This is a genomic window from Erysipelatoclostridium sp. MSK.23.31 (assembly GCF_019125875.1).
Classification (GTDB): Bacteria; Bacillota_I; Bacilli_A; order Erysipelotrichales; family Coprobacillaceae; genus Thomasclavelia; species Thomasclavelia ramosa.
The window spans coordinates 138,905-165,684 of the sequence record NZ_JAHOCB010000002.1 but is presented as its reverse complement, the minus strand read 5'-3'; the positions used below and the strand labels follow the sequence as shown (position 1 = coordinate 165,684).

The 26,780-nt window shown below is 32.2% G+C and carries 24 protein-coding genes; 19 read left to right on the top strand and 5 right to left on the bottom strand.

The genetic code is table 11. The features are described from left to right. Positions 1–23: 23 nt before the first annotated feature. The 4 genes from KSU54_RS02185 to KSU54_RS02170 all read left to right on the top strand — a co-directional run bounded on the left by KSU54_RS02185 (position 24) and on the right by KSU54_RS02170 (position 4,071). On the top strand, positions 24–1,943 hold the full coding sequence (locus KSU54_RS02185; protein WP_003536532.1) for a DUF4118 domain-containing protein: 1,920 nt from the start codon (positions 24–26) through the stop codon (positions 1,941–1,943). Next, positions 1,936–2,634, top strand: a complete 699-nt coding sequence (locus KSU54_RS02180; protein WP_003536534.1) for a response regulator — start codon at positions 1,936–1,938, stop codon at positions 2,632–2,634. Before KSU54_RS02185 ends, KSU54_RS02180 begins: the two co-directional genes overlap by 8 nt. An 84-nt stretch (positions 2,635–2,718) precedes the next feature. After that, positions 2,719–3,576 carry an EamA family transporter gene (locus KSU54_RS02175; RefSeq protein WP_008791411.1) on the top strand — a complete coding sequence of 286 codons (858 nt, stop codon included), beginning with the start codon at positions 2,719–2,721 and terminating at the stop codon, positions 3,574–3,576. 12 nt (positions 3,577–3,588) lie between these two features. Further along, positions 3,589–4,071: a DNA-deoxyinosine glycosylase gene (locus KSU54_RS02170; RefSeq protein ID WP_003536537.1), complete on the top strand. Its 483-nt coding sequence runs from the start codon at positions 3,589–3,591 to the stop codon at positions 4,069–4,071. Between the two features lie 37 nt (positions 4,072–4,108). Here the strand turns inward: KSU54_RS02170 and KSU54_RS02165 are convergent, their stop codons facing one another. The 4 genes from KSU54_RS02165 to KSU54_RS02150 form a co-directional block, all read right to left on the bottom strand. Further along, on the bottom strand, positions 4,109–4,840 hold the full coding sequence (locus tag KSU54_RS02165; protein WP_117791871.1) for an ABC transporter permease: 732 nt from the start codon (positions 4,838–4,840) through the stop codon (positions 4,109–4,111). After that, on the bottom strand, positions 4,818–5,567 hold the full coding sequence (locus tag KSU54_RS02160) for an ABC transporter ATP-binding protein (RefSeq protein WP_003536539.1): 750 nt from the start codon (positions 5,565–5,567) through the stop codon (positions 4,818–4,820). Before KSU54_RS02160 ends, KSU54_RS02165 begins: the two co-directional genes overlap by 23 nt. Positions 5,568–5,572: 5 nt before the next feature. Beyond that, a complete protein-coding gene (locus KSU54_RS02155) occupies positions 5,573–6,001 on the bottom strand; it encodes a helix-turn-helix transcriptional regulator (protein ID WP_008791413.1) in 429 nt (142 codons plus the stop codon). A 126-nt stretch (positions 6,002–6,127) separates the two neighbouring features. Then, entirely contained in the window at positions 6,128–7,561 is a 1,434-nt protein-coding gene (locus KSU54_RS02150) for a 6-phospho-beta-glucosidase (RefSeq protein WP_003536541.1), read from the bottom strand. A gap of 151 nt (positions 7,562–7,712) precedes the next feature. On the opposite strand from KSU54_RS02150, the gene KSU54_RS02145 reads away from it, so the two are divergent. Further along, positions 7,713–9,014, top strand: coding sequence for an MATE family efflux transporter (locus KSU54_RS02145; protein WP_117791872.1), 1,302 nt, complete (start codon positions 7,713–7,715; stop codon positions 9,012–9,014). A gap of 324 nt (positions 9,015–9,338) precedes the next feature. Here KSU54_RS02145 and KSU54_RS02140 read toward each other — a convergent pair whose 3' ends face one another. Then, on the bottom strand, positions 9,339–10,775 hold the full coding sequence (locus KSU54_RS02140) for a 6-phospho-beta-glucosidase (protein ID WP_003536543.1): 1,437 nt from the start codon (positions 10,773–10,775) through the stop codon (positions 9,339–9,341). Positions 10,776–10,911: 136 nt separating this feature from the next. On the opposite strand from KSU54_RS02140, the gene KSU54_RS02135 reads away from it, so the two are divergent. The 14 genes from KSU54_RS02135 (at position 10,912) to ftsZ (ending at position 26,763) form a co-directional block, all read left to right on the top strand. Further along, the gene (locus tag KSU54_RS02135; protein WP_003536544.1) at positions 10,912–11,436 is read left to right on the top strand and encodes a tRNA (mnm(5)s(2)U34)-methyltransferase; all 525 of its coding nucleotides are present in this window, start codon (positions 10,912–10,914) and stop codon (positions 11,434–11,436) included. 63 nt (positions 11,437–11,499) lie between these two features. Further along, positions 11,500–11,769 (top strand): HPr family phosphocarrier protein, encoded by a 270-nt coding sequence (locus tag KSU54_RS02130; RefSeq protein ID WP_003536545.1) that lies wholly within the window; start codon positions 11,500–11,502, stop codon positions 11,767–11,769. A gap of 98 nt (positions 11,770–11,867) precedes the next feature. Further along, the gene (mraY, locus tag KSU54_RS02125) at positions 11,868–12,845 is read left to right on the top strand and encodes a phospho-N-acetylmuramoyl-pentapeptide-transferase (protein WP_003536546.1); all 978 of its coding nucleotides are present in this window, start codon (positions 11,868–11,870) and stop codon (positions 12,843–12,845) included. 3 nt (positions 12,846–12,848) lie between these two features. Beyond that, entirely contained in the window at positions 12,849–14,189 is a 1,341-nt protein-coding gene (murD, locus tag KSU54_RS02120; RefSeq protein WP_009008949.1) for a UDP-N-acetylmuramoyl-L-alanine--D-glutamate ligase, read from the top strand. Between the two features lie 241 nt (positions 14,190–14,430). Then, a complete protein-coding gene (locus KSU54_RS02115; RefSeq protein ID WP_009008950.1) occupies positions 14,431–15,213 on the top strand; it encodes a MurR/RpiR family transcriptional regulator in 783 nt (260 codons plus the stop codon). Between the two features lie 2 nt (positions 15,214–15,215). Then, positions 15,216–16,019 carry a MurR/RpiR family transcriptional regulator gene (locus KSU54_RS02110; protein ID WP_003536549.1) on the top strand — a complete coding sequence of 268 codons (804 nt, stop codon included), beginning with the start codon at positions 15,216–15,218 and terminating at the stop codon, positions 16,017–16,019. A gap of 190 nt (positions 16,020–16,209) precedes the next feature. Further along, positions 16,210–18,903, top strand: coding sequence for a glycoside hydrolase family 3 N-terminal domain-containing protein (locus KSU54_RS02105; RefSeq protein ID WP_009008951.1), 2,694 nt, complete (start codon positions 16,210–16,212; stop codon positions 18,901–18,903). Positions 18,904–18,965: 62 nt separating this feature from the next. After that, positions 18,966–20,345: a peptidylprolyl isomerase gene (locus KSU54_RS02100; protein ID WP_008791419.1), complete on the top strand. Its 1,380-nt coding sequence runs from the start codon at positions 18,966–18,968 to the stop codon at positions 20,343–20,345. 76 nt (positions 20,346–20,421) lie between these two features. Next, a complete protein-coding gene (ftsW, locus tag KSU54_RS02095) occupies positions 20,422–21,498 on the top strand; it encodes a putative lipid II flippase FtsW (protein ID WP_003536552.1) in 1,077 nt (358 codons plus the stop codon). Positions 21,499–21,526: 28 nt separating this feature from the next. Further along, entirely contained in the window at positions 21,527–22,603 is a 1,077-nt protein-coding gene (murG, locus tag KSU54_RS02090; protein ID WP_003536553.1) for an undecaprenyldiphospho-muramoylpentapeptide beta-N-acetylglucosaminyltransferase, read from the top strand. A 9-nt stretch (positions 22,604–22,612) separates the two neighbouring features. After that, entirely contained in the window at positions 22,613–23,527 is a 915-nt protein-coding gene (murB, locus tag KSU54_RS02085) for a UDP-N-acetylmuramate dehydrogenase (RefSeq protein WP_003536554.1), read from the top strand. Positions 23,528–23,530: 3 nt separating this feature from the next. Further along, positions 23,531–24,298, top strand: coding sequence for a cell division protein FtsQ/DivIB (locus KSU54_RS02080; RefSeq protein ID WP_003536555.1), 768 nt, complete (start codon positions 23,531–23,533; stop codon positions 24,296–24,298). Positions 24,299–24,384: 86 nt separating this feature from the next. Then, the gene (ftsA, locus tag KSU54_RS02075) at positions 24,385–25,644 is read left to right on the top strand and encodes a cell division protein FtsA (RefSeq protein ID WP_003536556.1); all 1,260 of its coding nucleotides are present in this window, start codon (positions 24,385–24,387) and stop codon (positions 25,642–25,644) included. Positions 25,645–25,668: 24 nt separating this feature from the next. Then, positions 25,669–26,763: a cell division protein FtsZ gene (gene ftsZ, locus KSU54_RS02070; protein ID WP_003536557.1), complete on the top strand. Its 1,095-nt coding sequence runs from the start codon at positions 25,669–25,671 to the stop codon at positions 26,761–26,763. Positions 26,764–26,780: the final 17 nt, after the last annotated feature.

The window sequence follows — 26,780 nt, the reverse complement described above, 5'->3', positions numbered from 1 at the left end:
TATAAGCCGAGTGAGGTTATATTATGATTAATCAACAAGAACATATTCTACTATGTCTTTCTTCATCTACTTCTAATCCTGATGTGATTAAAATGGCTGCTGCTGTAGCACATGAAAATAAAGCAATTTTTACTGCTTTATATGTTGAAACACCAGATAATTCAAAAATTAGTAAGGATGATCGCGAAAGACTCCAATATAATACTAATTTGGCTAGAAAGTTAGGTGCTAATATCGAAACAGCTTTTGGTTTAGATATTGCTTATCAAATTAATGAATTTTGCAAAAATGCTAAAGTAACTAAAGTGTTTTTTGGACATAGTCAAAAGGACAGGAAACATTTATTTAGTTCAAGGCTAGATAAGAAATTATTAAATTTACTAAAAGATTTGGATATTAATATTGTCTATCATCAAAATACGGGGAAAGATAAATCAAAGCAAAGAGATTTTAATTTTGTTGTTAAGGGTAAAGATTTAGCTATTTCAATATTTATTCTGTTGATAGCAACCCTGATAGGGATATTATTCCATCATTTAGGTTTTAGTGAAGCAAATACAATTACAGTTTATATTTTAAGTGTTTTAATTACTGCTATAACTACATCTAACCGTATTTATAGTCTTGTATCATCGATTTTAAGTGTTTTAATTTTTAACTTTATGTTTACTAATCCACGTTTTACTTTAGCAGCCTATGGTTCTGGTTATCCTGTAACCTTTGCAATTATGCTGATAGCCGCTTTTATTACGAGTACTTTAGCAATAAGGATAAAACAGCAGGCAAAACAGTCTGCTCAACATGCATATCGTACAAAAGTTCTATTAGAGACAAATCGTCTTTTGCAAAAAGAAAAAAGTATTGCAGGAATTAAAGAAACGGCAGCTAAACAAATTGTTAAATTATTAAATAAATCAGTGATGATTTATCAAATTACTGAAAATGATACGATTTTACATGAAGTCTTTCATCATAATAATATGACTGTTCATGATTGTGATGAGATTGAAACTAATGTTCACTGGGTCTACCAGAATAATAAAACATATCAAGCTAAGAATTACTATTTACCGCTTGCTAGTACTAATGATATTTATGGTGTAGTAGTAATAATTTTAGAAGATGTTATTCTTGATGCTTTTGAAAATAATTTAGTACTATCAATCGTTGGTGAATGTGCTTTAGCTCTAGAAAAAGAGTTTTTTAACCAAAAGAAAGAAGAAGCTGCAATTGAAGCTAAAAATGAGCGGTTGCGTGCAAATTTATTACGTTCAATTTCGCATGATTTACGAACACCATTAACTAGTATTTCTGGTAATGCAAGTGTACTGATAAATAATAGCGGCAGCTTAGATGAAAATAAAAAAATGCAGTTATACGAAGTAATCTACGATGATTCATTATGGTTGATTAATCTGGTTGAAAATCTTCTTTCAGTTACAAGAATTGAAGATGGCAAAATGAATCTGCATTTAGAAACAGAACTTATTGAGGAAGTTATAAATGAGGCATTGAATCATATTAGTCATAAAAAGGATGAACACCGTATTGAGGTAAAGGCTAATGATGAATTTATTTTAGCAAAAATAGATGCTGGCTTAATAATTCAAGTAATTATAAATATTGTTGACAATGCAATTAAATATACACCAAAAGGTTCAATGATTAGTATTGAAACCTTTAAGCATAAAGATTTTGTAGAAATTCAAATTGCTGATGATGGAGCAGGAATCAGTGATAAGGACAAAGAAAAACTTTTTGAAATGTTTTATACTGTAAAGCATGAGGTTATTGACGGACGTCGCGGACTTGGTTTAGGGTTAGCTTTGTGTAAAGCTATTATTGTAGCGCATGGTGGTAATATTGCAGTTAAGGACAATATTCCTCACGGAACGATTTTTAGTTTTACATTGCCGATTAAGGAGGTTGAAATACATGAATAAGCCATTTGTATTAGTTGTAGAAGATGATAACGCAGTTAGAAATTTGATTGCTACAACTTTAGAAACTCATGATTATAAATATCATACTTCACAAACGGGAAAACAAGCAATTATTGAAACTGCTTCACAAAAACCGGATATAATGCTGTTGGATCTTGGGCTGCCTGATTTAGATGGGGTTGAAATTATAAAAAAAGTACGTACTTGGACAAATATGCCAATAATCGTTATTAGTGCTCGAAGTGAAGATCGTGATAAAATTGAGGCTCTTGATGCTGGGGCTGATGATTATTTGACCAAACCTTTTTCAGTTGAGGAACTTTTAGCAAGATTACGTGTTATTTTAAGACGGCTTAATTATAATCAAAGTCAAAATATAGAAAGTAGTGATTTTGTTAATGGTGATCTAAAAATTGATTACGCTGGCGGATGTGCATATTTAGATCAGCAAGAACTGCATTTAACACCGATTGAATATAAGTTGCTGTGCCTTCTCTCAAGAAATGTTGGCAAAGTATTAACACATACATATATTACTAAAGAAATTTGGGGGAGTACTTTAGAGAGTGATGTTGCCTCATTAAGAGTATTTATGGCTACGCTTCGTAAAAAAATAGAATTAGATCCTACGCATCCTAAATATATTCAGACCCATGTTGGAGTTGGATACCGAATGTTACGAATTGAATAATATGAGTGAAACAGTTTGTTTCACTTTTCTTTTTTGTTAATTGCGGTAAAATATAAATATAATAAGTATAGGGGGAAACTTAGGGTGTGGATTGGATTAGCTTGTCTATCAGCTTTATTTGCTGGGGTTACTGCAGTTCTTGCAAAAATTGGTTTGAAGAATGTTGATTCTTCTTTAGCAACAGCATTAAGGACAATAATTGTTTTAATTTTTTCATGGATAATGGTCTTATTTGCTGGAACCCAGGAACAATTAAAATATATTGATAGTAATACAGTATTGGTTTTATGTTTTTCTGGAATTGCAACTGGATTATCATGGTTATGTTATTTTAAGGCACTACAATTAGGAGATGTTAACAAAGTTACACCAATTGATAAAAGTAGTACAATTTTAACGATGCTGTTAGCATTTATTTTCTTTGACGAAAAAATTACTATGCTTAAAATAATTTCTATGATAATTATGTCTTTAGGAACTTATATGATGATTGAAAAAAAGCAGGTTGTAAATAAAGTGACAAATAACCATTGGCTATTATTTGCCTTGGCTTCAGCTTTATTTGCTTCTTTGACGGCTATAATTGCTAAGATTGCAATGCTTAATATTGATAGTAATCTGGGAACTTTTATTCGTACAGCGGTAGTATTGATTATGGCTTGGGGGATTGTTTTTTATCAGCGAAGTTATCATACAATTAAAGAAATTACAAAAAAGAATTGGCTTTTTTTATTTTCTTCTGGAATTACAACAGGTTTATCATGGATCTGTTATTATAAAGCGTTGCAATTAGGGGAGGCTAGTATTGTGGTTCCAATCGATAAACTGAGTATCATCGTCACAATTATCTTTTCGTATTTTGTTTTAAAAGAGTCTTTGTCAAAAAAGGCTGTGGCGGGATTGATTTTGATCGTTGCAGGAACAATGTTATTATTGATTTAAAGGGAGGGAATTATGAGAGAATATCATTTAATTGAACCTGTATATAATAAAAGTTCTAAAATATTAATTTTAGGTTCTTTTCCATCAGTAAAATCGCGGGAGGCCAACTTTTTTTATCATCATCCGCAGAATCGTTTTTGGAAAATTCTTGCAAATATTTATAATACTGAATTACCAGAGACTATTATTGAAAAGAAAGAATTTTTAATAAATCAACATATAGCTGTGTGGGATGTAATTGCTAGTTGTGAAATCAAAGGTTCGAGTGATAGTAGTATTACAAATGTTGAAGTCAATGATCTAAAGAAAATCATTGATCAAAGTCAAATTACGCATATTTATACAAATGGGAACTTAGCAGATAGATTGTATCATCGCTATTTCGATGAAATTATTGATCTTCCTGTTACTAAGTTACCATCAAGTTCACCAGCTAATGCGAGTTATTCTTTGACGAAATTAATTAGTTTTTGGAAAGAAATAAAATCGTTATAATATATTAATAGAAAGCAAAAAACTCAAAAAGAGTTTTTTAATTATGTTTCATTTTATATTTAAATAATGAAACAGCTGCAATTAAGAGGAGTCCAGCGTAGCTTAAAACCCAGAATAAATTATTAGGCATTGCGTGATAATTCGCATTTAAGCCATCTCGTGCCATATCTACAGCATGGACAAAAGGAAAACAATACGCAATATCTTTAAACAAGCCTCCAATTAAATCTAAACTAAACCATGTCCCACTTAGCCACGCGGTAAGATTAGTTAATAAGGCACCACAGATTCCTCCGACTTGTCTATCATTAAAAATAGTGCCACAAAATAAGCCGATTGTAATAAAAATAATTGAAATGGGGATTGTACATAAGATGGCAATAATGACATCAGGTGTTATTTTTAAACCTAGACAAAATGCTGCTAGATAGCAAAGTAAAGTCTGTATCAAGGCCATTGGTATTAATGGTAAAGTATATCCCAAAATATAATCTTTAGCTGTCATAGGAGTAGTAAATAATCGTGCTAATAATGATGACATTCGATCACGAGAGATCAATGTAGCTGAAAATAATGATAAGAAGGACAAGCCAAATACTGCAATTCCTGGTGTTAATTGTTTTAGTGAAAAAGGGGTGGCTGGAATATTTTTTTGGATTGTTGTCAATAGTAACAAGATAACGATTGGAAAACCTAAACCAAAAATAATATTAATAGGGTCACGTAAAATTTCTTTTGTGGTTCTTTTAGCAAAGGCCCATGTTCTCATTTTCAGTTCCTCCTGTTGCAAGTTTTATAAAGGCATCTTCAAAGCTGGTTGTCTTGGCGAATTTAATTAGTTCATTTGTGGTTCCCAGGGCTTTGATTTTACCATCTTTCATAATACAAACATAATCTGATAAAGCTTCGGCTTCTTCGAGATAATGGGTAGTTAAAATGATAGTAATCTTACCTTTTAGTGCTTTTATTGTGCGCCATAATTGTTCTCTGGCTAAAATATCAAGTCCTAGTGTTGGCTCATCTAAAAATAAAATTTGTGGCTCACTAATTAGGGCCATAGCAATACTTAAGCGCCGTTGATAACCACCCGATAGTTTTTTACTTTTTTTAGCAGCAACATCTTTCAAATTAAAAGCGGTAATCATTTCGATGACTTTGTTATTGATTAAAGTTTTTTTAAAACCATGGATTTCCGCCATTAATTCCAAATTTTCTCTAACGGTTAAATTCGGTGCGATTGCAGTTTCTTGGGGTGAAACGGCGATAAGCTCTTTAACAAAGAGGCTTTCATTAACAATGCTATAGTTATTGATTCTAGCATCACCGCTTGTTGGTTGAATCAAACCCGATAACATTTTGAGTGTAGTAGTTTTACCGGCTCCATTTACTCCCAATAGAGCTAGTAATTTTCCTTGTTTGATTGATAGATTTAAATTATCAACAGCAAGTTTATCATTATATTTTTTTGTTAAATTTTTAATTTCAATCATTTCCATGATAATCAGTCCTTTTCATTTTTGGGTACTCCTAATTCACTAACAAAGTTAATAACATCACGCTGATGGACAATAGCTAGACCACGTTCTTCATCACCAAGGATCAAAATTTTATCACCAGCGGAAATTTTAAAGATTCGACGTGCTTCTTGAGGAATTACGATTTGTCCACGTTCACCAACAGTAACTGCTCCAAAAAAATGTTTTCCTTTGGGAGGAATTACGATTCCAGCATCATCTTCATCATGATTGATTAAATTATCAATTGTTACATTGTATATTTTTGCCAATGCCATACAGCTGTCAATATCAGGCAATGATTCACCGCTTTCCCATTTTGCTACAGATTGACGTGATACACCAACTTGCTGTGCAATTTCTTCTTGAGTATATTGATAATGTTTTCTAAGCCAAACGAGATTCGTACTAAGCATATTTTTCATACCTCCTATATTTAGGATTATACGTTAAAATCAATTATTGTCTATCAATCAAAGTTGCCTTGAATGTTAAAAATAGTTGCATAATAAAACGGTATGACTGTCCATACCGTTTTACATTTATTCACTTAAATCTTCACCATTTGTGGCAATGACTTTCTTATACCAGTCAAAAGATTTTTTCTTACATCTTGAAAAATCTCCTTCATGATTATTATTGTAATTCACATAGATAAATCCATAGCGTTTATCATATTCACCAGTAGAAGCAGAGACAATGTCGATCGGTGACCACATTGTATAACCTAATAATTCTACTCCATCATAGTCAACTGCATCCCTCATAGCTTCGATATGTGCTGCTAAATAGTCGATACGATACTGATCATCGATTGTTCCGTCTGCTTCTACTTTGTCATAAGCACCAAAACCATTTTCAACAATCATCATTGGTAACTCAAAACGGTCATGGAACCAGTTTAGGCACCAGCGTAATCCTAGTGGATCGATTTGCCAACCCCAGTCTGAAGCTTTTAGATGAGTATTTCGAACAAAGTCCTCACTGAAATAATCATATGTTTTTTCATTACGTCCTTGATATTTTGAAGCAAAACTCATGTAATATGAGAATCCAATATAGTCCACTTTACCTTGAGATAAAATCTTTTTATCTTCTTCAGTAATAAAATCATAACCTTTTCTTTCGAATTTTTTCAATATATGATTTGGGTAGTGACCACGGGCATGGACTTCAACATACCAGTATTTTTGATGCATTGCTCCTAAAGCGTTCATTACATCAGTTGGATTAGGTGATGCAGGGTAAACAGCATTCATCCCAATCATACATCCAACTTGTAAATCAGGATTGATCTCATGAGCGGCTTTAACAGCTAAAGCAGAAGCGACTAATTCATGGTGAGCAGATAAATACATTAAATATTCTGCATCATCATCTTTTTTTAAAAGTACAGCTCCTTCTTGGATTAAGTTGTGCTGAGAAACATCAGCTTGATTATTGATTTCATTAAAAGTCATCCAGTATTTAACTTTATGCTGGTATCTTTCAAAGCATACTTTGGCAAATTTAACGAACATGTCGATTGCTTCACGATTTCTAAAACCACCGTACTCTTTTGCAAGCGTCCAAGGCATTTCGAAGTGCGATAATGTTATAATTGGCTCAATTCCATATTTATGACATTCATCAAATAAATCATCATAAAATTGTAAACCCTCTTCGTTAGGTGTTTCTTCATCACCCCGAGGAAAAATTCGTGTCCAGGCAATAGAAGTTCTAAATGCTTTGAATCCCATTTCAGCGAATAAAGCAATATCTTCCTTATAGCGATGGTAGAAATCCACCCCAACATGATTTGGATAATCTTCTCCTTCGATGACGCCATCAGTTAAGCGTCTTGGCGCACCAGTTACATTATTCCCTGCTGTTTCGACATCAGAGCAACTAATTCCTTTTCCACCTTCTTGCCAAGCTCCTTCAGCTTGATGTGCTGCAATTGCACCACCCCATAAAAAATCTTTATTAAATGTCATCTATATCGACCTCCTTATTTATAAATATATTATACTACGAAATCAATAAAGATAACGGAAATAATGATAAGAATGATAAATATCTTACATAATTTTCTTTAATTGACTTTATTGGATGATATATTTATTATGTAAGTAATGGGGTGATTTTATGATAGGGAAATTAACAGAAGGAAATATTACCAGGGCATTAATTAAATTTTCAATTCCAATGATCTTAGGAAATCTTTTACAGCAGCTTTATAATGTAGCTGATACTTTTATTGTTGGACATTATATCGGAACTGATGCTCTGGCAGCAGTTGGCTCATCTTTTACGATTATGACTTTTTTAACTTCCATTATCTTAGGTCTTTGCATGGGGAGTGGAATTTTATTTTCGATGTTCTATGGGGCTAAACAATTAGATAAAATGAAAACATCTTTTTTTGTCTCTTTTGTAGGAATCGGCATTTTTTCAATTGGATTAGAAATAGTTTGTCTTTTAGCAATTGATCTAATTTTAAATTTTATGAATATTCCTAGGGATATTTTTACGGATACCCATCAATATTTGTTTATAATTTTTCTAGGTCTAGTTTTTACTTTTATTTACAATTATTTTTCCTCGCTATTAAGAGCTTTGGGAAATTCTAAAATCCCATTGATCTTTCTAGCATTAGCATCAATTATAAATATTGGATTAGATATTTATTTAGTGGCAGAAGTTGCAATGGGGGTAGCTGGAGCTGCTGTTGCGACATTGATTGCCCAAGCTTTTAGTGCTATTGGTATCATGCTTTATGTCTTTCTAAGTCAAAAAGAATTGTTACCGCAACGAAAACATTGGCATTTTGAACGTGAAATATTTGAGAAAATCAAAGCGTACTCATTATTAACTTGTATCCAGCAATCAGTAATGAATTTTGGGATTTTAATGATTCAAGGGTTAGTAAATAGTTTTGGTTTAGTAACGATGTCAGCTTTTGCTGCTGCTGTAAAGATTGATTCATTTGCTTATATGCCAGTTCAAGATTTTGGTAATGCTTTTTCAACCTATATTGCTCAAAATAAAGGAGCAGGATTAGAAGAACGAATACATAAAGGATTTAAAGTAGCAGTTGTAATGGCTTCTATCTTTTGTATTTTTATTTCTGCCTTAGTCTTTATCTTTGCTGATAAGCTAATGCTGATCTTCATAGAATCTTCAAAGTCTGAAATTATCTATCAAGGGGCTCAGTATCTAAGAATTGAAGGTGCTTGTTATTTAGGAATTGGATGTTTATTTTTATTGTATGGTTATTATCGTGGGGTTGGTAAACCAGGAATTTCTGTAGTTTTAACTGTTATTTCGCTAGGGACACGTGTTGTTTTAGCATATCTTTTAGCACCATTATTTGGAACTTTGGCGATTTGGTGGGCAATTCCAATTGGCTGGTTTTTAGCTGATTTGATTGGGATTATGTATGGTTAAAAAAAAGAAAGGTGGACTAATAGATACATCGATAAGTAGAAGGAACGACATTTAAATCTTTAGAAGTCGCCTTTTTAGATTAGAAAAACAGTTTGCTAGTAACAGGATGTTTTGATTAAGAGGAGCAATAGACGTAGAAAAAGACTGTTATTACAACAGTCCGGTATCAATTTTAAAAGAATAAAAATATTTTCTTATTAATAAGTGTTAAAACATGCCATAATATACTTTGTTGCAGAAATAATGTTCTGTAATGAGCAATTCAGCTTAAGATATTATAAACATGATTACTATATTAGAAAAGTAACTTTTATCTTATTGTTTTTAGTCTAGATTTTCTCCATTTGAAGCAATTACTTTTTTATACCATTCGAAAGAATCTTTTTTACTTCTTTCTAAAGTACCATTACCTTCATTATCACGATCAACATAGATAAAACCATAACGTTTTTTCATTTCACCAGTAGTAAATGAAACACAGTCAATACATCCCCAAGGGGTATAACCAATTAAATCAATCCCGTCAAGTTCAACAGCTTTTTTCATTTCTTTAATATGAGCTTTTAAATAGTTGATGCGATAGTCATCATGGCAAGAACCATCAGCTTCTTTAACGTCAATGGCACCAAAACCATTTTCGACGATAAATAATGGTTTTTCATATCTTTCATAAAAAATATTCAATGCATATCTTAATCCTTCTGGATCAATTGCCCAGCCCCAGTCAGATTCTTTAATAAATGGATTTTTAACAGAATGCTCACTTGAACCATCAGTTGCTTTAGAAACATCTTGATGTGCAGTTGAATCTACAGTATTAGTCATATAATAACTAAATCCTATATAATCTACAGTTCCTTCAGCAAGAATTTTCTTATCTTCTTCTGTAATGTTAATATTAAAGCCTTTGCGTTCAAACATTTTTAAAGCATATGCAGGGTAATGACCGCGACATTGAACGTCACAGAAGAACCAGCGATCATGCATCATCTGATTTGATAATACCATATCAGCAGGACGACATGAAAATGGATAAATTGGAACCATTGCAATCATATTTCCAATCAAAAAGTTAGGATTGATTTGTTTACCAATTTTTACTGCTAATGCACTTGCTAATAAAGTATGATGACCGCAAATATACATTGCTTCTTCAGGATTATCATAATCTCCAAAATGAGCACCACTATTAGTCCAGCCAAAAATATCATTTTTAAAATTCATTTGATTATTAATTTCATTAAAAGTCATCCAATATTTAACTTTATCTTTATATCTTTTAAAACATACTTCAGCAAATTTAACAAAGAAATCAATAGTTTTACGATTCATAAAACCACCATATTCTTTTGCTAAATGATAAGGCATCTCAAAATGAGATAATGTGATAACTGGCTCAATTCCATATTTTAATAATTCATCAAAAACATCATCATAGAATTGTAATCCTTCTTCATTGGGTTCTGTTTCATCACCATTAGGGAAAATACGAGTCCATGCGATAGATGTTCTAAAGCATTTAAATCCCATTTCCGCAAATAAAGCAATATCTTCCTTGTAATGAGAATAGAAGTCAATTCCAACATGGTTTGGATAATATTCATTTTCCATGATTTGATCAGTAATACGGCGAGGAACACCATGTGCTCCGGCAGTCATCACATCAGCAACACTATATCCTTTTGAGGTATTTAAAACCCCACCTTCAAATTGATGAGCAGCTAAAGCGCCACCCCATAAAAAATCTTTACTTAAAGCCATATAATTTAATCCTCCTTATTTTTACAGTCTCATTATAACCAAAAAAATAGGTTGGTACAAATTTTTTTAGCTAAATGTGTTAAAATAAAAACGATTGTAATAGATTACACAAAATGTAACAGGAGTATAGGAAAATATGGAAACGATGATTGAATATGTGCATAATCGAATTAAGAGAAAAGACTACCAAATTGCAATTGATTTTACAATGGGGAATGGTCATGATACTTTATTTTTAAGTAAAGTGGCTAAACAAGTTTATAGTTTTGATATTCAGCAGGAAGCTTTAAATAATACAAAGAAGTTGATAGAAGATACTGATAATGTAAATTTGATTTTAGCTTCTCATGAAAATTTTGATTGCTATGTAAAAAACTTTGATGTAGGAATTTTTAATCTCGGTTATCTCCCCAATGGAGATCATCAAATTACAACTATGGCGGACAGTTCTTTGCAAGCAATAAAAAAAGCAGTTGAATATTTGAATCGAAAAGGAGAATTGTTTTTAGTTGTTTACATTGGTCATGATGAGGGAAAAAAAGAAAGTTTGTTAATTGAGGAATATGTCGCCAGTTTAGATCATATAAGTTATAATGTAGCGTTGTTTAAAATGATGAATAAGTTATCTGCTCCATACGTAATTCAAATTGAAAAAAGATAATTATATTAGATGCAATAACTAGGTAACAATGTTATAATATAAGTAATTAAGGAGGTAAGCAATATGGTAAAAAGAATCGACGTTACCGTAACTGATCCAGTTGGTCTTTATGCGACTCCAGCAACCGAACTAGTTGATACTATGAAGATGTTCAACAGTGATATTAAGTTAGTCTACGCATCTAAAACTGTCAACATGAAATCATTGATGGGGGTTCTATCTCTGGGTATTCCAACAAAAGCAAAAATTGAAATTATTGCTGATGGAGAAGATGAGGACGCAGTTATTAAACGGGCCCTTGAATTAATGAAGGATCTAGGAATTAGTGGGTAAAACAATTTAATAATTGGGACTCTTGTCCCTTTTATTTTGCCTATTAAACGATAATATGATATAGTAAAGACGAATTTTATAAAAAAGGGGACATATAGATGGAAAACTTCTTAAAACTAATAATTGCTTTTGGAATTGGCTTTATTCTTGTTGTTCTAGCAATGCCTAAAGTAATTCCATTCCTACATAAGATGAAATTTGGTCAAGTTGAACGTGAAGAAGGACTTGAATCACATAAGTCAAAAAATGGTACACCAACAATGGGTGGAATCGTTTTTGTGATTGCCGCAATTCTTGGTGCTTTTATTGTTAATTTTAATAATTTACTTGATCCGGAGCTGATTTTAGCAACAATTGTTTTAGTTGGATATAGTGCAATTGGATTTGTGGATGATGCTTTGATCATTGTTAAACATAGTAATAAGGGATTACCGCCACTAGCTAAATTATTAGCTCAGATCGCGTTAGCAATTATTTGTTATTTCTTTGCAATGAACTTTATTCCTGATTTTACATCAGTAATTACAATTCCATTATTAGATATTAATATTGATATGGGTTATTTATATCCAGCATTAATCTTAGTAATGTTTGCAGGGGAAAGTAACGGTGTAAATTTATCTGATGGTTTAGATGGATTAGCAACTGGTCTTTCAATGGTTGCGATTGCACCATTTATAATCTTTTCTATCATGACAAAAGATTATACTCTTGCAAGTTATGCAACTGCAATGGTAGGGGCTTTACTTGGTTTCATGATGTTTAATTATCATCCTGCTAAGATATTTATGGGTGATGTAGGTTCGCTTGGTCTAGGTGGTTTCTTGGCTATTTTAGCGATACTTACAAAACAAGAGTTATTACTTATTTTAGTTGGTGGAGTCTTTTTAATGGAAACTTTATCGGTTATTATTCAAGTAGTCTCATTTAAAACTCGGGGAAAACGAGTATTTAAGATGGCACCGATCCATCATCACTTTGAAATGTTGGGCTGGAGTGAACAACAAGTAACTATTTCATTCTGGTTCATTGGTTTCATCTGTGGAATCTTATCAATTGTAATTGGGGTGCTATAGAATATGTTTACTGGAAAAAAGGTATTAGTGATTGGACTTGCTAAAAGTGGTAAGGCTGCGATTAGATTACTTCATAAATTAAATGCAACGATTACGGTTAATGAAGCTAAAGAAATTAAGGATATTCCAGAATATCAACAATATCTTGATATGGGAATTGAAATGGTAACAGGGTCACACCCAACTGAATTATTTGAACGTGATTTTGACTTTGTAATCAAGAACCCTGGAATTAATTATCATAAGCCATTTATTTTAAGACTTAAGGAAAGAAAGATTCCTGTATATACGGAAATTGAATTAGCTTTTCAAGTTGCTAAAAAACAACATTATATTGGAGTAACTGGTACTAATGGTAAAACAACAACAGTTACTTTAATTGATAAAATATTAAAGGGACAATATCAACATGTTCATTTAGCAGGTAATGTGGGAACACCACTATGTGATGTTGTTTTAGATAATGATCTTCTTAATGAAGAAAATCATTATGTAGTAATTGAAATGAGTAACTTTCAGTTATTAGATATTGAACGATTTAAGCCTTATGTCTCAACGATCATCAATTTAACACCCGATCATTTAGATTATATGGCCTCATTGGATGAGTATTATGCTTCTAAAACAAATATTTATAAGAATACTGATCTTGATGATTATTTTGTGGTTAATCTTGATGATAAAACAGTAATGGAGTATTTGGAAAAATATCCAGTTCCATGTAATCAAGTCACAATGTCATTGATACATGAAGCTGACTGTATGATCAAAGAACAGGCAATCTATTATCGAGATGAATTAATTATTAACTTAGCGGATATTAAAGTTGTAGGACGCCATAACATTCAAAATATTATGACAGCTATCTGCATTGCTAAAAAATGTGATGTACCAGTAACAGTCATCAATCGAGAAATTGCCTCATTTATTGGTGTTGAACATCGAATTGAGTTTGTTAGAGAAATTAATGGAGTTAAAATCTATAATGATTCAAAAGCAACTAATACTGACGCTACGATCATTGCTTTAAAAGCTTTTGAACAACCAGTAATTTTATTGATGGGTGGTTTTGATAAAGGGTTAGATTTAACCGAAATGGCTACTTATGGTAATAAAATCAGTCATCTGGTGACATTTGGTGCTGCTGGAGAGCGATTTAAAAATGATATGCATGTTGCAAACAGTAGTTCTGTTGAGAATTTAGAAGCAGCGACTTTGCTGGCAATCGAGAAAGCAAAAGCTGGCGATATTATTTTACTTTCGCCATCAACCAGCAGTTTTGATGAATTTTCTGGATATGAAGAACGTGGTCGAGTATTTAAAAATATTGTTAATAAATTATAGAAGATGCTTTGTAAAGTGAACCTTTAAGGAATATAGCTTAAAGGTTTATTTTATTGTCGAAAGTGTCTTTTTTAATTTATGAAAAACTTTCTATTTGAAAATTTCCCATTATATAATAAAATTATATGTATATGCATGGTAACATTAAAAATTGCAAGCTTATGGGTAATCGTAAGTTATCTTAATGTCGTTTCAGTGCTACCTGTTTATAGATAAATATTATTTTATAAAGGAGGAAGGCATGAATACATTACTCAGCAGATTGATAGTCTATATCAATTCATGTGTAAAAAAAGATGTGATTTACGAAATAGCCCGGTATATTATTAAAAATTATAGTTATTGCCAAAATATTACGCTTAAAGATATTATGGATGAATGTTATGTTTCGAGAGCTAGTGTAACGAGATTTTGTGAATATTTTGGTTTTCATTCTTGGAATAATTTTCAAAGCTTTTTAGTTAAAACAAAAAAAGTTAAAGAACAGCAAATTGAAAGTCGTTTTAGTAATATTGATATAGAAAGTATCTATGATCATTTATGTTATATTGCTAAAAATGATAGTTTAGAATTTAAAAATAATTTAAAAAAAGAGATCAATGCACTAGTTGAAATAATTAATCAAAGTAGTAGAATTTATTTATTTGGGGCAGTATATCCATTATCATTGGCAGTTGATTTCCAAATAAATATGATCAGTATTGGTAAAACAGTTTATAGTGATTTTCAAAGTGAAAGTGATTATTTAGAGCCAATGAATGAGGACGATCTAGCGATTATTTTAACTGCTTCTGGAAGATATGTTGGTGAATGTAAGTCCAAGTTTAATTTAATTTGTAATAATGCTGGCAAGAAAGCAGTTATTAGCTGCAGTAATCGGTATAGCTCACTTCAATACATCAATCATTATCTCTACATTCCAACGACTAATAAAAATAGTTTTGTTGATTTTGATTATTATACGATATTGATCTTAGATTTAATTTATATTGAGTATAATTTAAAGTATTGTCGAGGGAAATAATAGTGGGATCAATCTTAATTAAATTACATCAATTAATCAATTACAATCAAAATGAAAATATTCATTATTCGTTAGCAAAATATTTATTAGCTAATTGTGATACGATCAATCGATTATCAATTAGCAAAGTTGTTGAAGATACCTTGATTTCAAAAACATCTGTTTTAAAATTTTGCCGTTATTTAGGATATGATTCTTGGAAAGTCTTTTGCAGTGATTTTCAAGAAGAATGTCTCGATGAAAAGATTCGCTTGGATCGCTTAAAGATGAATGCAAACTTAATGTTTTCAAAAGATAATTTAAATGAGTATGTTCGACTAAACGATGAATATTTTAGTGAAGTACAAAAAATTGTTACATTTCAAAAAATAAAAATATTCGCTAAACAAATTAATGAAGCAAATAATATCTTTGTCTTTGGAGAACCTCGAGAATTACCGCTGTTTTATGATTTTCAAGAATTATTGGGGTTATATCATAAGGAATTGATTTTTCCTAAATCTTTAAATAAAAAGGATTTTGAGGAACAGTTAGCTTTGATTGATCAAGAAAGTTTAATAATTATTACTAACGGAGTTCATTCATTTGATGGGTTTATTGAAAAGGAAACTATTGAACCGGTATATGGATTAGAAAGAATTATGCAAACTAATTGTAAAGTTATTTTTATTGGTCAAAAGTCAGTTCAAAATTATGATAATGTTACAACACTAACAATACCTTTTTCATTTAATGAATATTTTATTCGTTTAGCAATTGCTGATTTAATTTATAAAATGATTACTTATTATTTTTATAGATATTAAATAATTTAAGAATTTTATAAATAGATTTATTTTTTTTTTATAAATTTGGTCTAAGAAAAAATACTTTTTTTCACGAAAACAAAAAAGGTTAAACTTTATTTGTGTTTTGTCGATGATTAAGTAAACGCTTTCATCAACTTCTCGTTTATACTAGAAGCATAGGGAATTTAAACGAGGAGGAAAATCGAAGATGAGTAAGAAGAAAAAACTTACAAAAACATTGGCTGCTTTATCAGCTGCCGGCTGTATTATCGGAAGTGCAACACCGATTGCATTAAATGCAGTAGAATTATCAAAATATTCTGTTGTGGAAGCAAAATATCAGGCTGCGAAAACAGAAGGAAGCGGAGAAAATGCTCAATTTAGTGACTACGATATTGATATTATGGTAGTAACTAATCCTGATTATAAAGGTGAAGCAGCTCCAACTTTGACTTATTCAAAAGCTTTTGATGAAAAAGCTAAAGAAGCTGGTAAAACGGCGTTGTTAAGCGAAAATATCGATGGTAAGGAATATGCTTTCAAAGATATGAACTTAAATGGAGAAATCGATGATTATGAAAGATGGTATCTTGATGCTGAAACAAGAGCACAAGATCTTGCTGATGCATTGGTTGCTGAAGGTGAAGATGGGATCGCAAAGATTGCTGGATTAATGTTATTTAGTAGCCATGAAGGAAATAGTGCTGCAGGATTAACAGATTCACAAAAAGATTATTTAACAAATAGTTATGTTAGAAATATTACTGATGCAGCAGGAAATGATGTGGAAGATTCAGTACGTTGGGTCAATGCGATGCAAGAGTATGTAGAAATATCTGATTTCAATGTTCCTGTTGATTTTAGTTCTGATCCTCGTTCAACAGCAGGGTCAGGAGATTTATATTCTGATAATGTTTCTAGTGGGGCTACAGATATTTCTAAATGGCCTTCTAATATTGGATTGGCAGCAACTTTTGATACTGAACATATGTATAATTTTGCAAAGGCATCTTCAGCTGAATATCGTGCATTAGGAATTGTAACAGCTTTAGGACCTCAAATAGATTTAGCGACAGAACCACGCTGGTTAAGAGTTGGTGGAACTTTTGGTGAAAATACTAAACTATCTACAGATATGGCTCAAGCTTATGTAGACGGTTCACAATCAACATATGTTAATGGAGAAGATCAAGGATGGGGAAAAGATTCAATTAACTGTATGATCAAACACTTCCCTGGTGATGGAGCCGGTGAAGGTGGTCGTGAATCACATACCCGTGCAGGTAAATATGCAGTTTATCCAGGTGGTAATTTTGAAGAACATTTAACTCCTTTTGCTCAAGGTGGCTTAAAATTGAAAGGGAAAACTGGAGCGGCAACTGCAGTGATGACATCTTATTCAATTGGAATCAATGCTGACGGTAGTGCTTTAGGTGGCGAAAGAGTTGGTTCAGCTTATAGTAAGTCTAAAATGAGTATTTTAAGAGATGATTTAGGCTTTGACGGTGTAGTTTGTACTGACTGGGGTGTTACTAGCACGCCCCCTGAACAATTAGCACTAGGCGGTCTAGGAATGGCTTGGGGAATGGAAAATGCTACTGATAACGAAAGGCATTTAGCAATCTTAGATGCTGGTGGTGACATGTTTGGTGGTAATAATGACAATAAGCCAATCGTTTGGTCATGGCAGCAAATGGTTGATCGTGATGGCGAAGAAGCTGCTAATACTCGCTTTGCAACTTCAGCTAAACGTTTATTGAAATTAACAATGGAACCAGGATTATTTGAAAATACTTATTTGAATTTAGATGAATCATTAGCTGAAGCTGGAAGTAAAGATAAAAAAGACGCTGGATATCAAGCTCAGTTAGAGTCAGTGGTTATGTTAAAGAATAAAGATAACACAATTAAAGCGGCTAAAGATCAAGCAAAAGATCCTAAAGATATGACTGTTTATATTCCTAAAACATATACTGCAGAACAAAAAGGAGTTTTTGGTGATACACCTGCATCTTGGTCAGATTCAATGAATATTGAGACAGCTAAATCTATCTATGGAACAGTTTTAACTGATGAAATAGTTGATGATAAAGTAGTACGACCTGATTTATCAAATGTTGATAAAGTAATTGTTGGAATGCGTTCTCCAAATAACGGAAGCTTATTTAATCAATCAGGTATGATCGTTGAAGATGGTAAACAAAAATTTTATCCATTATCATTGCAATACCGCCCATATACTGCTGATGGCGAAAACGTAAGAAAAGTGTCAATTGCTGGAGATTTAAATAGTGATGGTACCCAACAAAATAGATCTTATTATGGAGCAACTAGTAAAATTGCTAATGAATACGATTTAACAGCTTGTTTGGAAGCTGTAGAAGCAGCTAAAGCAGTCAATAAAGATATTCCTGTAGTTGTTGCTTTAAATGCTAATGGTCCTGTTATCGTTAGTGAATTTGAAGACAAAGTAGATGCAATCGTATGTGGCTTCTCTGTAAGTGATAGTGCTGTGTTTGATATTATTAATGGTAAATCTGAACCAAAAGGATTATTACCATTACAATTTCCTGCAAATATGGATACTGTAGAAGCGAATAAAGAAGATGTTGCTGGTGATCTAGTATGTTATAAAGATACACAAGGAAATACTTATGATGTAGCCTATGGTTTAAACTGGTCAGGAATTATTGATGATGAGCGTGTTCAAACATATAATCCAGACCGTCCAACTACAGATACAACAACAGTTACCCCTACACCAACACCTGATAAACCTACTACTTCAGTAAAAACTGGTGATGAAATTAATTTAAACACAACAATGCTGGCTGGGGCCGTTGCTCTAGTGGCAGGATTAACTGCATATGTAACAGCTAAAAAAAGAAAAGCAGTAAAATAAAATGATAAAGATGATATAGAGGTATGGTTCAGCATACCTCTATAATTAATTGAGGTGAGCATATGAAAATACTTAAAAAATTAATGATTTTGCTAGTACTGGCAGCTTTGATAATAGGTTGTTCCAAAGAACCAGAAAATAATTATTTAGGAAATCTGAAAGTTGGCTATACAATGAAACTAGATGATAAAGAGGTGCCAAAAGCAAAATTTGAGTTTTTCTATGGTCGCGCTTTGACTAAATATTTAAACCAATATTACAGTGCTTTTAGTGATGATTATGCAAGTATAGTTGATTTTAATATTGAAAAGGATATAAATGATTTAAAAAATCAAGATTGTACGGTTACTGGTTATACAGACAAATCATGGGAATATTATTTTGCTGATCAGGCAAAGAAAGATATTTTAGAAGTAGAGGCATTGGTAAGAGGTGCTAAAACTGCTGGTTATCAAATAAATGCTGATGATAAAAAGAAAGCTCGCTCAACATTTGGTGAACTAGAAAGTTATTGTAAAGAAAATAAGATTGATTTTGAAGATTATCTCCATTCAACCTTTGGTTTAGAGGCAACAAAGGATAATTTAATCAGTTATTATGAGGAAGCTAATCTGGCCTCACGCTATGCAGCAGTTTTATTAAAAGAACCAACTGATGAAGAGGTGGAGCAATATTATCTAGCTAATAAAAATGATATTGATACGATCAATATTCGCTATTTTGCTTTTGCTAAGGATGATAAAGCAAAAGCAGATGAGTTTGCCCAAAAGATTCGTAGTGAGGCAGATTTTAAACAGATGGCAGTTGATTATAGTAGTGATGATAAAAAAATTTATTATCAAAATAATGATTTGAGTCTACGTCAAGATTTAAGAAAATCAGATTTACCTGAATATTTGCAATCCGTATTATTTGATCAGGCATTACCAATTAATAGTGTTAAAGTAGTTGAAGGGGATTCTAGTATTGATGTAGTTATGCTGGTGGCTAGAGAACAGCCTGTTTATCGACAAGCTAGTATTTCAACAGTTTATTTAGATGCTAGAGAAACAGATACTGATAATTTGACAACCGAAAAAATGAATACATGTAAAGAATTTGCAGACAATTTGCTACAAGATTTTATGAATAATACTGACAGATCGATTGATAAGTTTCATGAATATAATAGTAAATATGCAGATGATAAGAACAATCAGGGAGATTATGACAATATATCTAAAGGGGATAGTACTATTGAAATTGCAAATTGGGTTTTTGATGAATCTCGACAAGTTGGAGATTTGGAAGTATTAATGAGTAATTATGGTTATACCATTGTATATTTTAGAGGATTTGGAGGAATTGATTATTTTGAAAGAGCAAAGGTATTAGCTAAAGAAGCAACGTATGATAAGCAGTTAAATGATTTAAAAAGGAATATCAAGGTTATGATTAAATAAAAAGTTTATCAGGAATGATAAGCTTTTTTTCATTTCTTAAAATATTTTTTCATATACTTAAAATGGAGGTAAGTATATGAAACGTAGAAGAGTGGTCGTTACAGTTTTAATAATTGTGATAATTGGGTTGATGATGGTATATAGTGCCTCGAATATTTGGGCCGGATATAAATTTAATGATTCTTTATATTACATTAAACGACAAGGAATTTTTGCTGTTATTGGTATAATTGCTATGTTTGTGTTTTCAAAGATTGATTATCATATTTATCAAAAAAATGCAAATAAACTTTTGATTGGGTCTTTTATCTTGATGATTTTAGTTTTGATTCCGGGGATTGGAGCAGTTCGCGGGGGGTCGCGCTCATGGTTTAATTTAGGTATTATTTCGTTGCAGCCATCTGAGCTGTTTAAAATTGCGATAATTATTTATAGTGCAAACTATATTAACAATCATTATCATGAATTAAAGAAACTAAAAGCTAGTTTGAAGTTGTTATTGATTTTGGGACTTGGGTTTGGTTTAATTATGCTTCAGCCTGATTTTGGTAGTGGTGTTGTAATGGCTTGTTCAATTGTAGTGATGTTGATCGTTAGTCCATTTCCATTTAAATATTTTGTTATGTTAGGGATCTTAGGGGTAATTGGAATCGTTATTATGATTATTTCGGCTCCATATCGTTTAGCACGTATCGTAGCTTTTTTAAACCCTTTTGCCGATCCCTTAGGAAGTGGTTTCCAAATTATTCAGTCACTTTATGCGATTGCACCAGGGGGAATTTTAGGAGTAGGCTTTAATAATAGTGTGCAAAAACATTTTTATTTACCGGAACCACAAACAGATTTTATTTTTGCTATATTTTTAGAAGAATTTGGATTGATTGGGGGCGTTTTATTAGTTGGAATGTACGGTTATATGTTTGTAACTGTCTTTAATCAAGCAACTAAAGTAAAAGATTTATTTGGCAGCTTTTTAATGATTGGAATTATTTCAATGATTGGAATTCAAACTTTGATCAATCTTGGAGTAGTTGTCGGTTTATTTCCAGTAACGGGAGTAACTTTGCCGTTAATGTCTTACGGAGGATCGTCATTGACGATTACGCTTATTGCAATTGGAATTGTATTAAATATTTCAAAATCAACATATTAATGTTATACTAGTGTCTAGAGGTGAGATGATGAAAGTAATAGTTGGAGCTGGGGGCACAGGTGGACACTTATACCCTGCCTTAGCTTTAGTTGAATATATAAAAGAAGTAGAACCAGATAGTGAGTTTCTTTTTGTAGGAACTAAGGATCGTATTGAATCAGAAGTAGTACCTCAACAAGGCTATGAATATATTGGTTTAAATGTTCGCGGGTTAGTTGGAAATCCTATTAAAAAGGGGATTGCTGCTGCTATTTTTGTTAAATCAATTTTTACAGCGAAAAAAATAGTTAAAAAATTCAAACCGGATATTGTCATTGGTTTTGGTGGTTATCCTAGTGCTAGTGTTGTTGAAGCTGCTAATCGCTTAGGATATAAAACAATGATTCATGAACAAAATTCAATTATTGGTTTAACAAATAAAATTTTAATTAAAAATGTTGATAAAATCGTATGTTGTTATGATAAAGCATATGAGAATTTTCCCAAAGATAAAACTTATAAATTAGGGAATCCACGTGCTAGTGTAATTGCCTCAATCAAACCAGATGATATTTTTAAAAAATATCATCTAAATAAAAATCTTCCTTTAGTGACTATTGTAATGGGATCATTGGGTTCAAAATCTGTTAACGAAATGATGTTAAAATCATTAAAGACTTTTGAACAAAAGAATTATCAAGTGCTTTATGTAACTGGGAAGCCTTATTTTGAAGAGATGAAAACAAAATTAGGAAAGTTAAATAAGAATATTAAATTAGTACCGTATATTGATGATATGCCATCAGTATTAAAGAATACAACCTTGGTTGTTTCTCGTGCTGGTGCTTCTACGCTGGCAGAAATTACAGCGGTAGGGATCCCAGCAATTTTAATTCCAAGTCCTTATGTTGCCGCTAATCATCAGGAGTATAATGCTCGAGAATTAGCTGATCGTAATGCAGCAATGATGATTTTAGAGGAAAATCTTAATAGTAAAGATTTTGTGGAAAAAGTGGATTATATTTTAGAGAATAAAATTGTTCAAGAGAGTATGCAAAAAAGTGCCAAGGCTCTTGGTAAACCAAATGCATGTAGAGATATTTATAAATTAATTAAAGAAATGTAGGAGTATAGAATGAAATTTTCTCAAGTTAAAGAAGATTTAGAAAAATTAGATGTTGGTGAGATGATTGAAGATGAGCCGATGTATAAACATACCACTTATAAAGTCGGAGGACCAGCGCGTATTTATTTAAAAGTTAAAGATGTTGATAGTCTGATTAAAACAATTAAATATTGTGGTAAGCATCGGGTTAAATATTTAGTAATCGGTCGGGGTTCAAATTTATTATTCTCTGATCGTGAATATGAGGGCTTAATTATTTCTCTCAACGAATGTTTTAATGAGATTAAGGTCAATGGTTCGACGATGATTGCTCAAGCTGGTGTACCAATGATTTCATTATCATATCAAGCTGCTAAAATTGGATTAAGCGGTTTTGAATTTATGGGCGGGATTCCTGGCTCAATTGGTGGTGGAATATATATGAATGCTGGAGCATATAAGTATGACCTGGCAAGTGTAGTAAAGACGGTCACATTATTAAATGAAAAGCATGAAGTTGTTACTTTTAATAATGAACAGATGGACTTTTCTTATCGTCATTCAATTTGTCAAGATAATCGAAAATTGATTGTTTTGGAAGTAACGTTTGAATTGACTGCTAAAAGTCCTGATGAGATTAAAGCTGTTTTAGATAAACGTAAGGAACGAAGAATGTCTTCACAACCTTGGAATATGCCAAGTGCCGGAAGTGTATTTAGAAATCCGCAAGATAAACCGGCTTGGCAGTATATTGATGAATGTGGCTTAAGAGGCTATGAAATTGGAGGAGCTCAAGTTTCGCCAAAACATTCTAATTTTATTGTAAATAATGGCTATGCCAGTGCTAAAGATATTTATGATTTGATTATGTTAGTACAAGAGAAAGTAAATGAAAAATTTGGAGTTAAGTTAAGACGTGAGGTTGGATTGATTAATTGGGAGTAGTGTATGGCAAAAAGAAAGCAACAACAGAATATATATAACGATTATGATCGCGATCAAGTTCTTGCTTATTTAAAGAAACAAAAGGCAAAGAAGCGAAAAAGGCGTCGACGTGTCATTTTTGTAATTTTAGTTATAGGATTGATTATTGCTTTTTTTGTCAGTGATTATAGTCGTTTACAGACAATAACTGTTAGTGGTAATAATCGTGTGAGTAGTGAAGAAATAATTACCGCTTCAAAAATAAAACTGCATCAGGATTATACTTTCTTTAAAAGTATGGATGCAGCTGAAAATGCCATTAAAAAAACATCGCTAATTAAGGATGCCAAGGTTACAAAAGATTTATTTGGTCATGTTAAAATAAAAGTAGTTGAAGCTGACCCGATTGGTCAATGTACGATTGATAATATATTGTACGTTGTTGATGAAACTGGCCGTGTAACTAAAGATGAGGCTGGAGTATTAACTACATATGTACAACGGTGTCCAAAATTAAATGGTTTTGATTATGATCGCTTTGCAGCTTTTGCAAAGGAATTTGCAAAAATTCCCGCTCAAGTAGTTAATCAAATTTCAGATATTAATTATGCGCCTGAAAATCTTGACGATAAACGTTGTGAATTTATCATGGATGATGGTAAAATTCTATATTTGCGATATGATGATATGGCAGTACAATTAAAGGGCGATAATTATGCTTTAAAGATGGAAGAATTCCCAGATTATAAGTATTATGATTTTGTCGGGAAGTATGTTTATGTTCATAATTAATTTTTTCTACGGGATTGCTTAAAGGAGTTTAAAAATAACTGTTTTTATGCTAATATTGTATATATACTAAGAAAAGGGGATACGTGATGAAAGATATTTACGCTGTTTTAGACATCGGTAGTGCAACCTTAAAGTTTCTTGTTGCTGAAGTAAATAACATTAATGTCAATGTACTGTTTGTCAAAACGATTCCTAGTCACGGAGTGAAAAAGGGAATTATAGAAGATGATCGTATCTTAATTAGAGATATACGAAAACTGATTGATGAAGCAGAGGCTTTTCTAGAATCTAAGATTACGAGCGTCGCTTTAACAATTCCAACCATAAAAGCTAAATTATATCAAAGTGACAGCAGCATTAGTTTATCAGATGCTGGGTCTAAAGTATCTACTGATGATATAGTTAGAGTATTGCGTTTGTCATCAAAATTTAAACGTTCTAAGGATGAAGAAGTAGTATCAATTATTCCAGTTCGCTATCATAGTGATAAAGGAGCAACCGTTGAGGCGCCTTTAGGGGAACTTTCAAGAAATTTGATCGTTGATTCTTTAGTCATTACTACTAGTAAAGAGTTGCTTTACCCATATATTTCGGTAGTTGAAAAATGCGGTGTGGAAGTACTTGATATTACTATCAATGCGTTTGCATGCGCAAAAGAGGCTTTTGATGCAGTATATCTTCAAGAAGGTGCTTTATTGATAGATATGGGTTATAAGACTTCGACAGTTTCATTTTATAAAGATGGATATTTACAATACTTGACAGTTTGCCAAGTAGGAGGGTATGATTTTACTCGTAAAATTGCCCAAAATATGCAGATATCAATGAATCAGGCAGAAGCTTATAAAATTAAATATGGTTCATTAGATGTAACACAAGGTCAGAATGATATTATTCATACAACCTTTGTTGATGAACAAAAACGTGATTATACACAACAGGACTTGGCTGATTTATTAAATGAAACAGCTTATGAAGTAATGAATAAGATTAAAGAAAAGATTTCAGTTATTGATGATATTAGTAAATATGAAACTTTAATCGTTGGTGGTGGTGGAGAGCTGGAAATGCTGGATACTATTGCTACAGAGGTTTTAGAATGTCCCGTTCGAATCTATCGTCCTGATACGATTGGAACTCGTGATATGTCATTAGTAGCTGCAATTGGGATGGTTTATTACTTAATGGAAAGAAAACAGGTTGTTGGTGATTATACACCTTCATTAGTATTGCCGGATGTGACAAATACAATGGCAATTAGATTTAAAGGGTTGACAAAGTCAGCGCCTTCAAAACAAGGAAGTAAAATGTCAAAACTATTAGATTCATTTTTTAGTGAAGATTAATATAAAAAGAGAGGATATATTGTCATGAGTGAAGAATTAGGATTTGAACAAGTAGCACGAATTAAAGTAATTGGTGTTGGTGGTGGTGGTAATAATGCCGTAAACCGCATGGTAGAAGAGGGTGTAGCTGGAGTAGAATTTTATGTTGCAAATACTGATTTGCAAGTATTAAAACGTTCTCCTGTTACTAATAAAATTGAATTAGGTAGAGATTTAACAAAAGGTCTAGGAGCTGGTGGAGAACCTGAAATTGGAAAAAAAGCAGCTCTTGAATCAGAAGCAGAAATTCGTCAAGTGCTAGAAGGTGCAGATATGGTTTTTATCGCTGCTGGTATGGGTGGTGGAACAGGTACTGGGGCTGCTCCCGTATTTGCTAAAATTGCTCGTGAATTAGGTGCTTTAACAGTTGGGGTTATTACAAAACCATTTACTTTTGAAGGAATGAAAAGAAAAAAACAAGCAATCTCAGGGATTGAAGAATTACGTGCTAACGTCGATTCAATTATTACCGTTTCTAACGATCGTTTATTACAATTGATCGGTGGACGTCCAATGCAAGAAGCATTCAGAGAAGCTGATAATGTTTTACGTCAAGGGGTTCAAACAATTACTGACTTAATTGCTATTCCTGCTTTTATTAATCTTGACTTTGCTGATGTTTCTGCGGTTATGAAAAATCGCGGTAATGCTTTAATTGGAATTGGGATGTCTTCTGGTGATGATAAAGCGAAAGAGGCTGCAAAACGTGCTATTTCTTCGCCATTATTAGAAGTGTCTGTAGCGGGTGCTAAAGATGCAATTATTAATGTAACTGGTGGACCAAATATTTCATTATTTGATGCAAATATTGCTCTTGAGACGATTTCTCAAGAAGTTGGTGATGATATTAATACATATTTAGGAATTGCAATCAATGAAAATTTAGATGATGATATTATCGTCACTGTTATTGCAACAGGTTTTGAAGAGGAAAACGATGATGATTTTGAACCACGTCCAAACGTTTTAAAAACACGCAGTGTTGAAGATGTTGTACCTTTATCAGCGCGTTTTGAAGATGAAGAAGACGATGATGACGGTGATTTTCCACCAGCATTTATAAAAAATAGAAGAGTTTAATTAATAAGCTAACTAAG

Coding starts and splice junctions, on each gene's coding strand:
- KSU54_RS02130 (WP_003536545.1), top strand. CDS start 11,500: ATGGTAAAAAGAATCGACGTTACCGTAACTGATCCAGTTGGTCTTTAT.
- KSU54_RS02155 (WP_008791413.1), bottom strand. CDS start 6,001: ATGCTTAGTACGAATCTCGTTTGGCTTAGAAAACATTATCAATATACT.
- mraY (WP_003536546.1), top strand. CDS start 11,868: ATGGAAAACTTCTTAAAACTAATAATTGCTTTTGGAATTGGCTTTATT.
- KSU54_RS02185 (WP_003536532.1), top strand. CDS start 24: ATGATTAATCAACAAGAACATATTCTACTATGTCTTTCTTCATCTACT.
- KSU54_RS02145 (WP_117791872.1), top strand. CDS start 7,713: ATGATAGGGAAATTAACAGAAGGAAATATTACCAGGGCATTAATTAAA.
- ftsZ (WP_003536557.1), top strand. CDS start 25,669: ATGAGTGAAGAATTAGGATTTGAACAAGTAGCACGAATTAAAGTAATT.
- KSU54_RS02170 (WP_003536537.1), top strand. CDS start 3,589: ATGAGAGAATATCATTTAATTGAACCTGTATATAATAAAAGTTCTAAA.
- KSU54_RS02115 (WP_009008950.1), top strand. CDS start 14,431: ATGAATACATTACTCAGCAGATTGATAGTCTATATCAATTCATGTGTA.
- KSU54_RS02100 (WP_008791419.1), top strand. CDS start 18,966: ATGAAAATACTTAAAAAATTAATGATTTTGCTAGTACTGGCAGCTTTG.
- ftsA (WP_003536556.1), top strand. CDS start 24,385: ATGAAAGATATTTACGCTGTTTTAGACATCGGTAGTGCAACCTTAAAG.
- KSU54_RS02165 (WP_117791871.1), bottom strand. CDS start 4,840: ATGAGAACATGGGCCTTTGCTAAAAGAACCACAAAAGAAATTTTACGT.
- murD (WP_009008949.1), top strand. CDS start 12,849: ATGTTTACTGGAAAAAAGGTATTAGTGATTGGACTTGCTAAAAGTGGT.
- KSU54_RS02160 (WP_003536539.1), bottom strand. CDS start 5,567: ATGGAAATGATTGAAATTAAAAATTTAACAAAAAAATATAATGATAAA.
- murB (WP_003536554.1), top strand. CDS start 22,613: ATGAAATTTTCTCAAGTTAAAGAAGATTTAGAAAAATTAGATGTTGGT.
- murG (WP_003536553.1), top strand. CDS start 21,527: ATGAAAGTAATAGTTGGAGCTGGGGGCACAGGTGGACACTTATACCCT.
- KSU54_RS02135 (WP_003536544.1), top strand. CDS start 10,912: ATGGAAACGATGATTGAATATGTGCATAATCGAATTAAGAGAAAAGAC.
- KSU54_RS02180 (WP_003536534.1), top strand. CDS start 1,936: ATGAATAAGCCATTTGTATTAGTTGTAGAAGATGATAACGCAGTTAGA.
- KSU54_RS02080 (WP_003536555.1), top strand. CDS start 23,531: ATGGCAAAAAGAAAGCAACAACAGAATATATATAACGATTATGATCGC.
- ftsW (WP_003536552.1), top strand. CDS start 20,422: ATGAAACGTAGAAGAGTGGTCGTTACAGTTTTAATAATTGTGATAATT.
- KSU54_RS02105 (WP_009008951.1), top strand. CDS start 16,210: ATGAGTAAGAAGAAAAAACTTACAAAAACATTGGCTGCTTTATCAGCT.
- KSU54_RS02150 (WP_003536541.1), bottom strand. CDS start 7,561: ATGACATTTAATAAAGATTTTTTATGGGGTGGTGCAATTGCAGCACAT.
- KSU54_RS02140 (WP_003536543.1), bottom strand. CDS start 10,775: ATGGCTTTAAGTAAAGATTTTTTATGGGGTGGCGCTTTAGCTGCTCAT.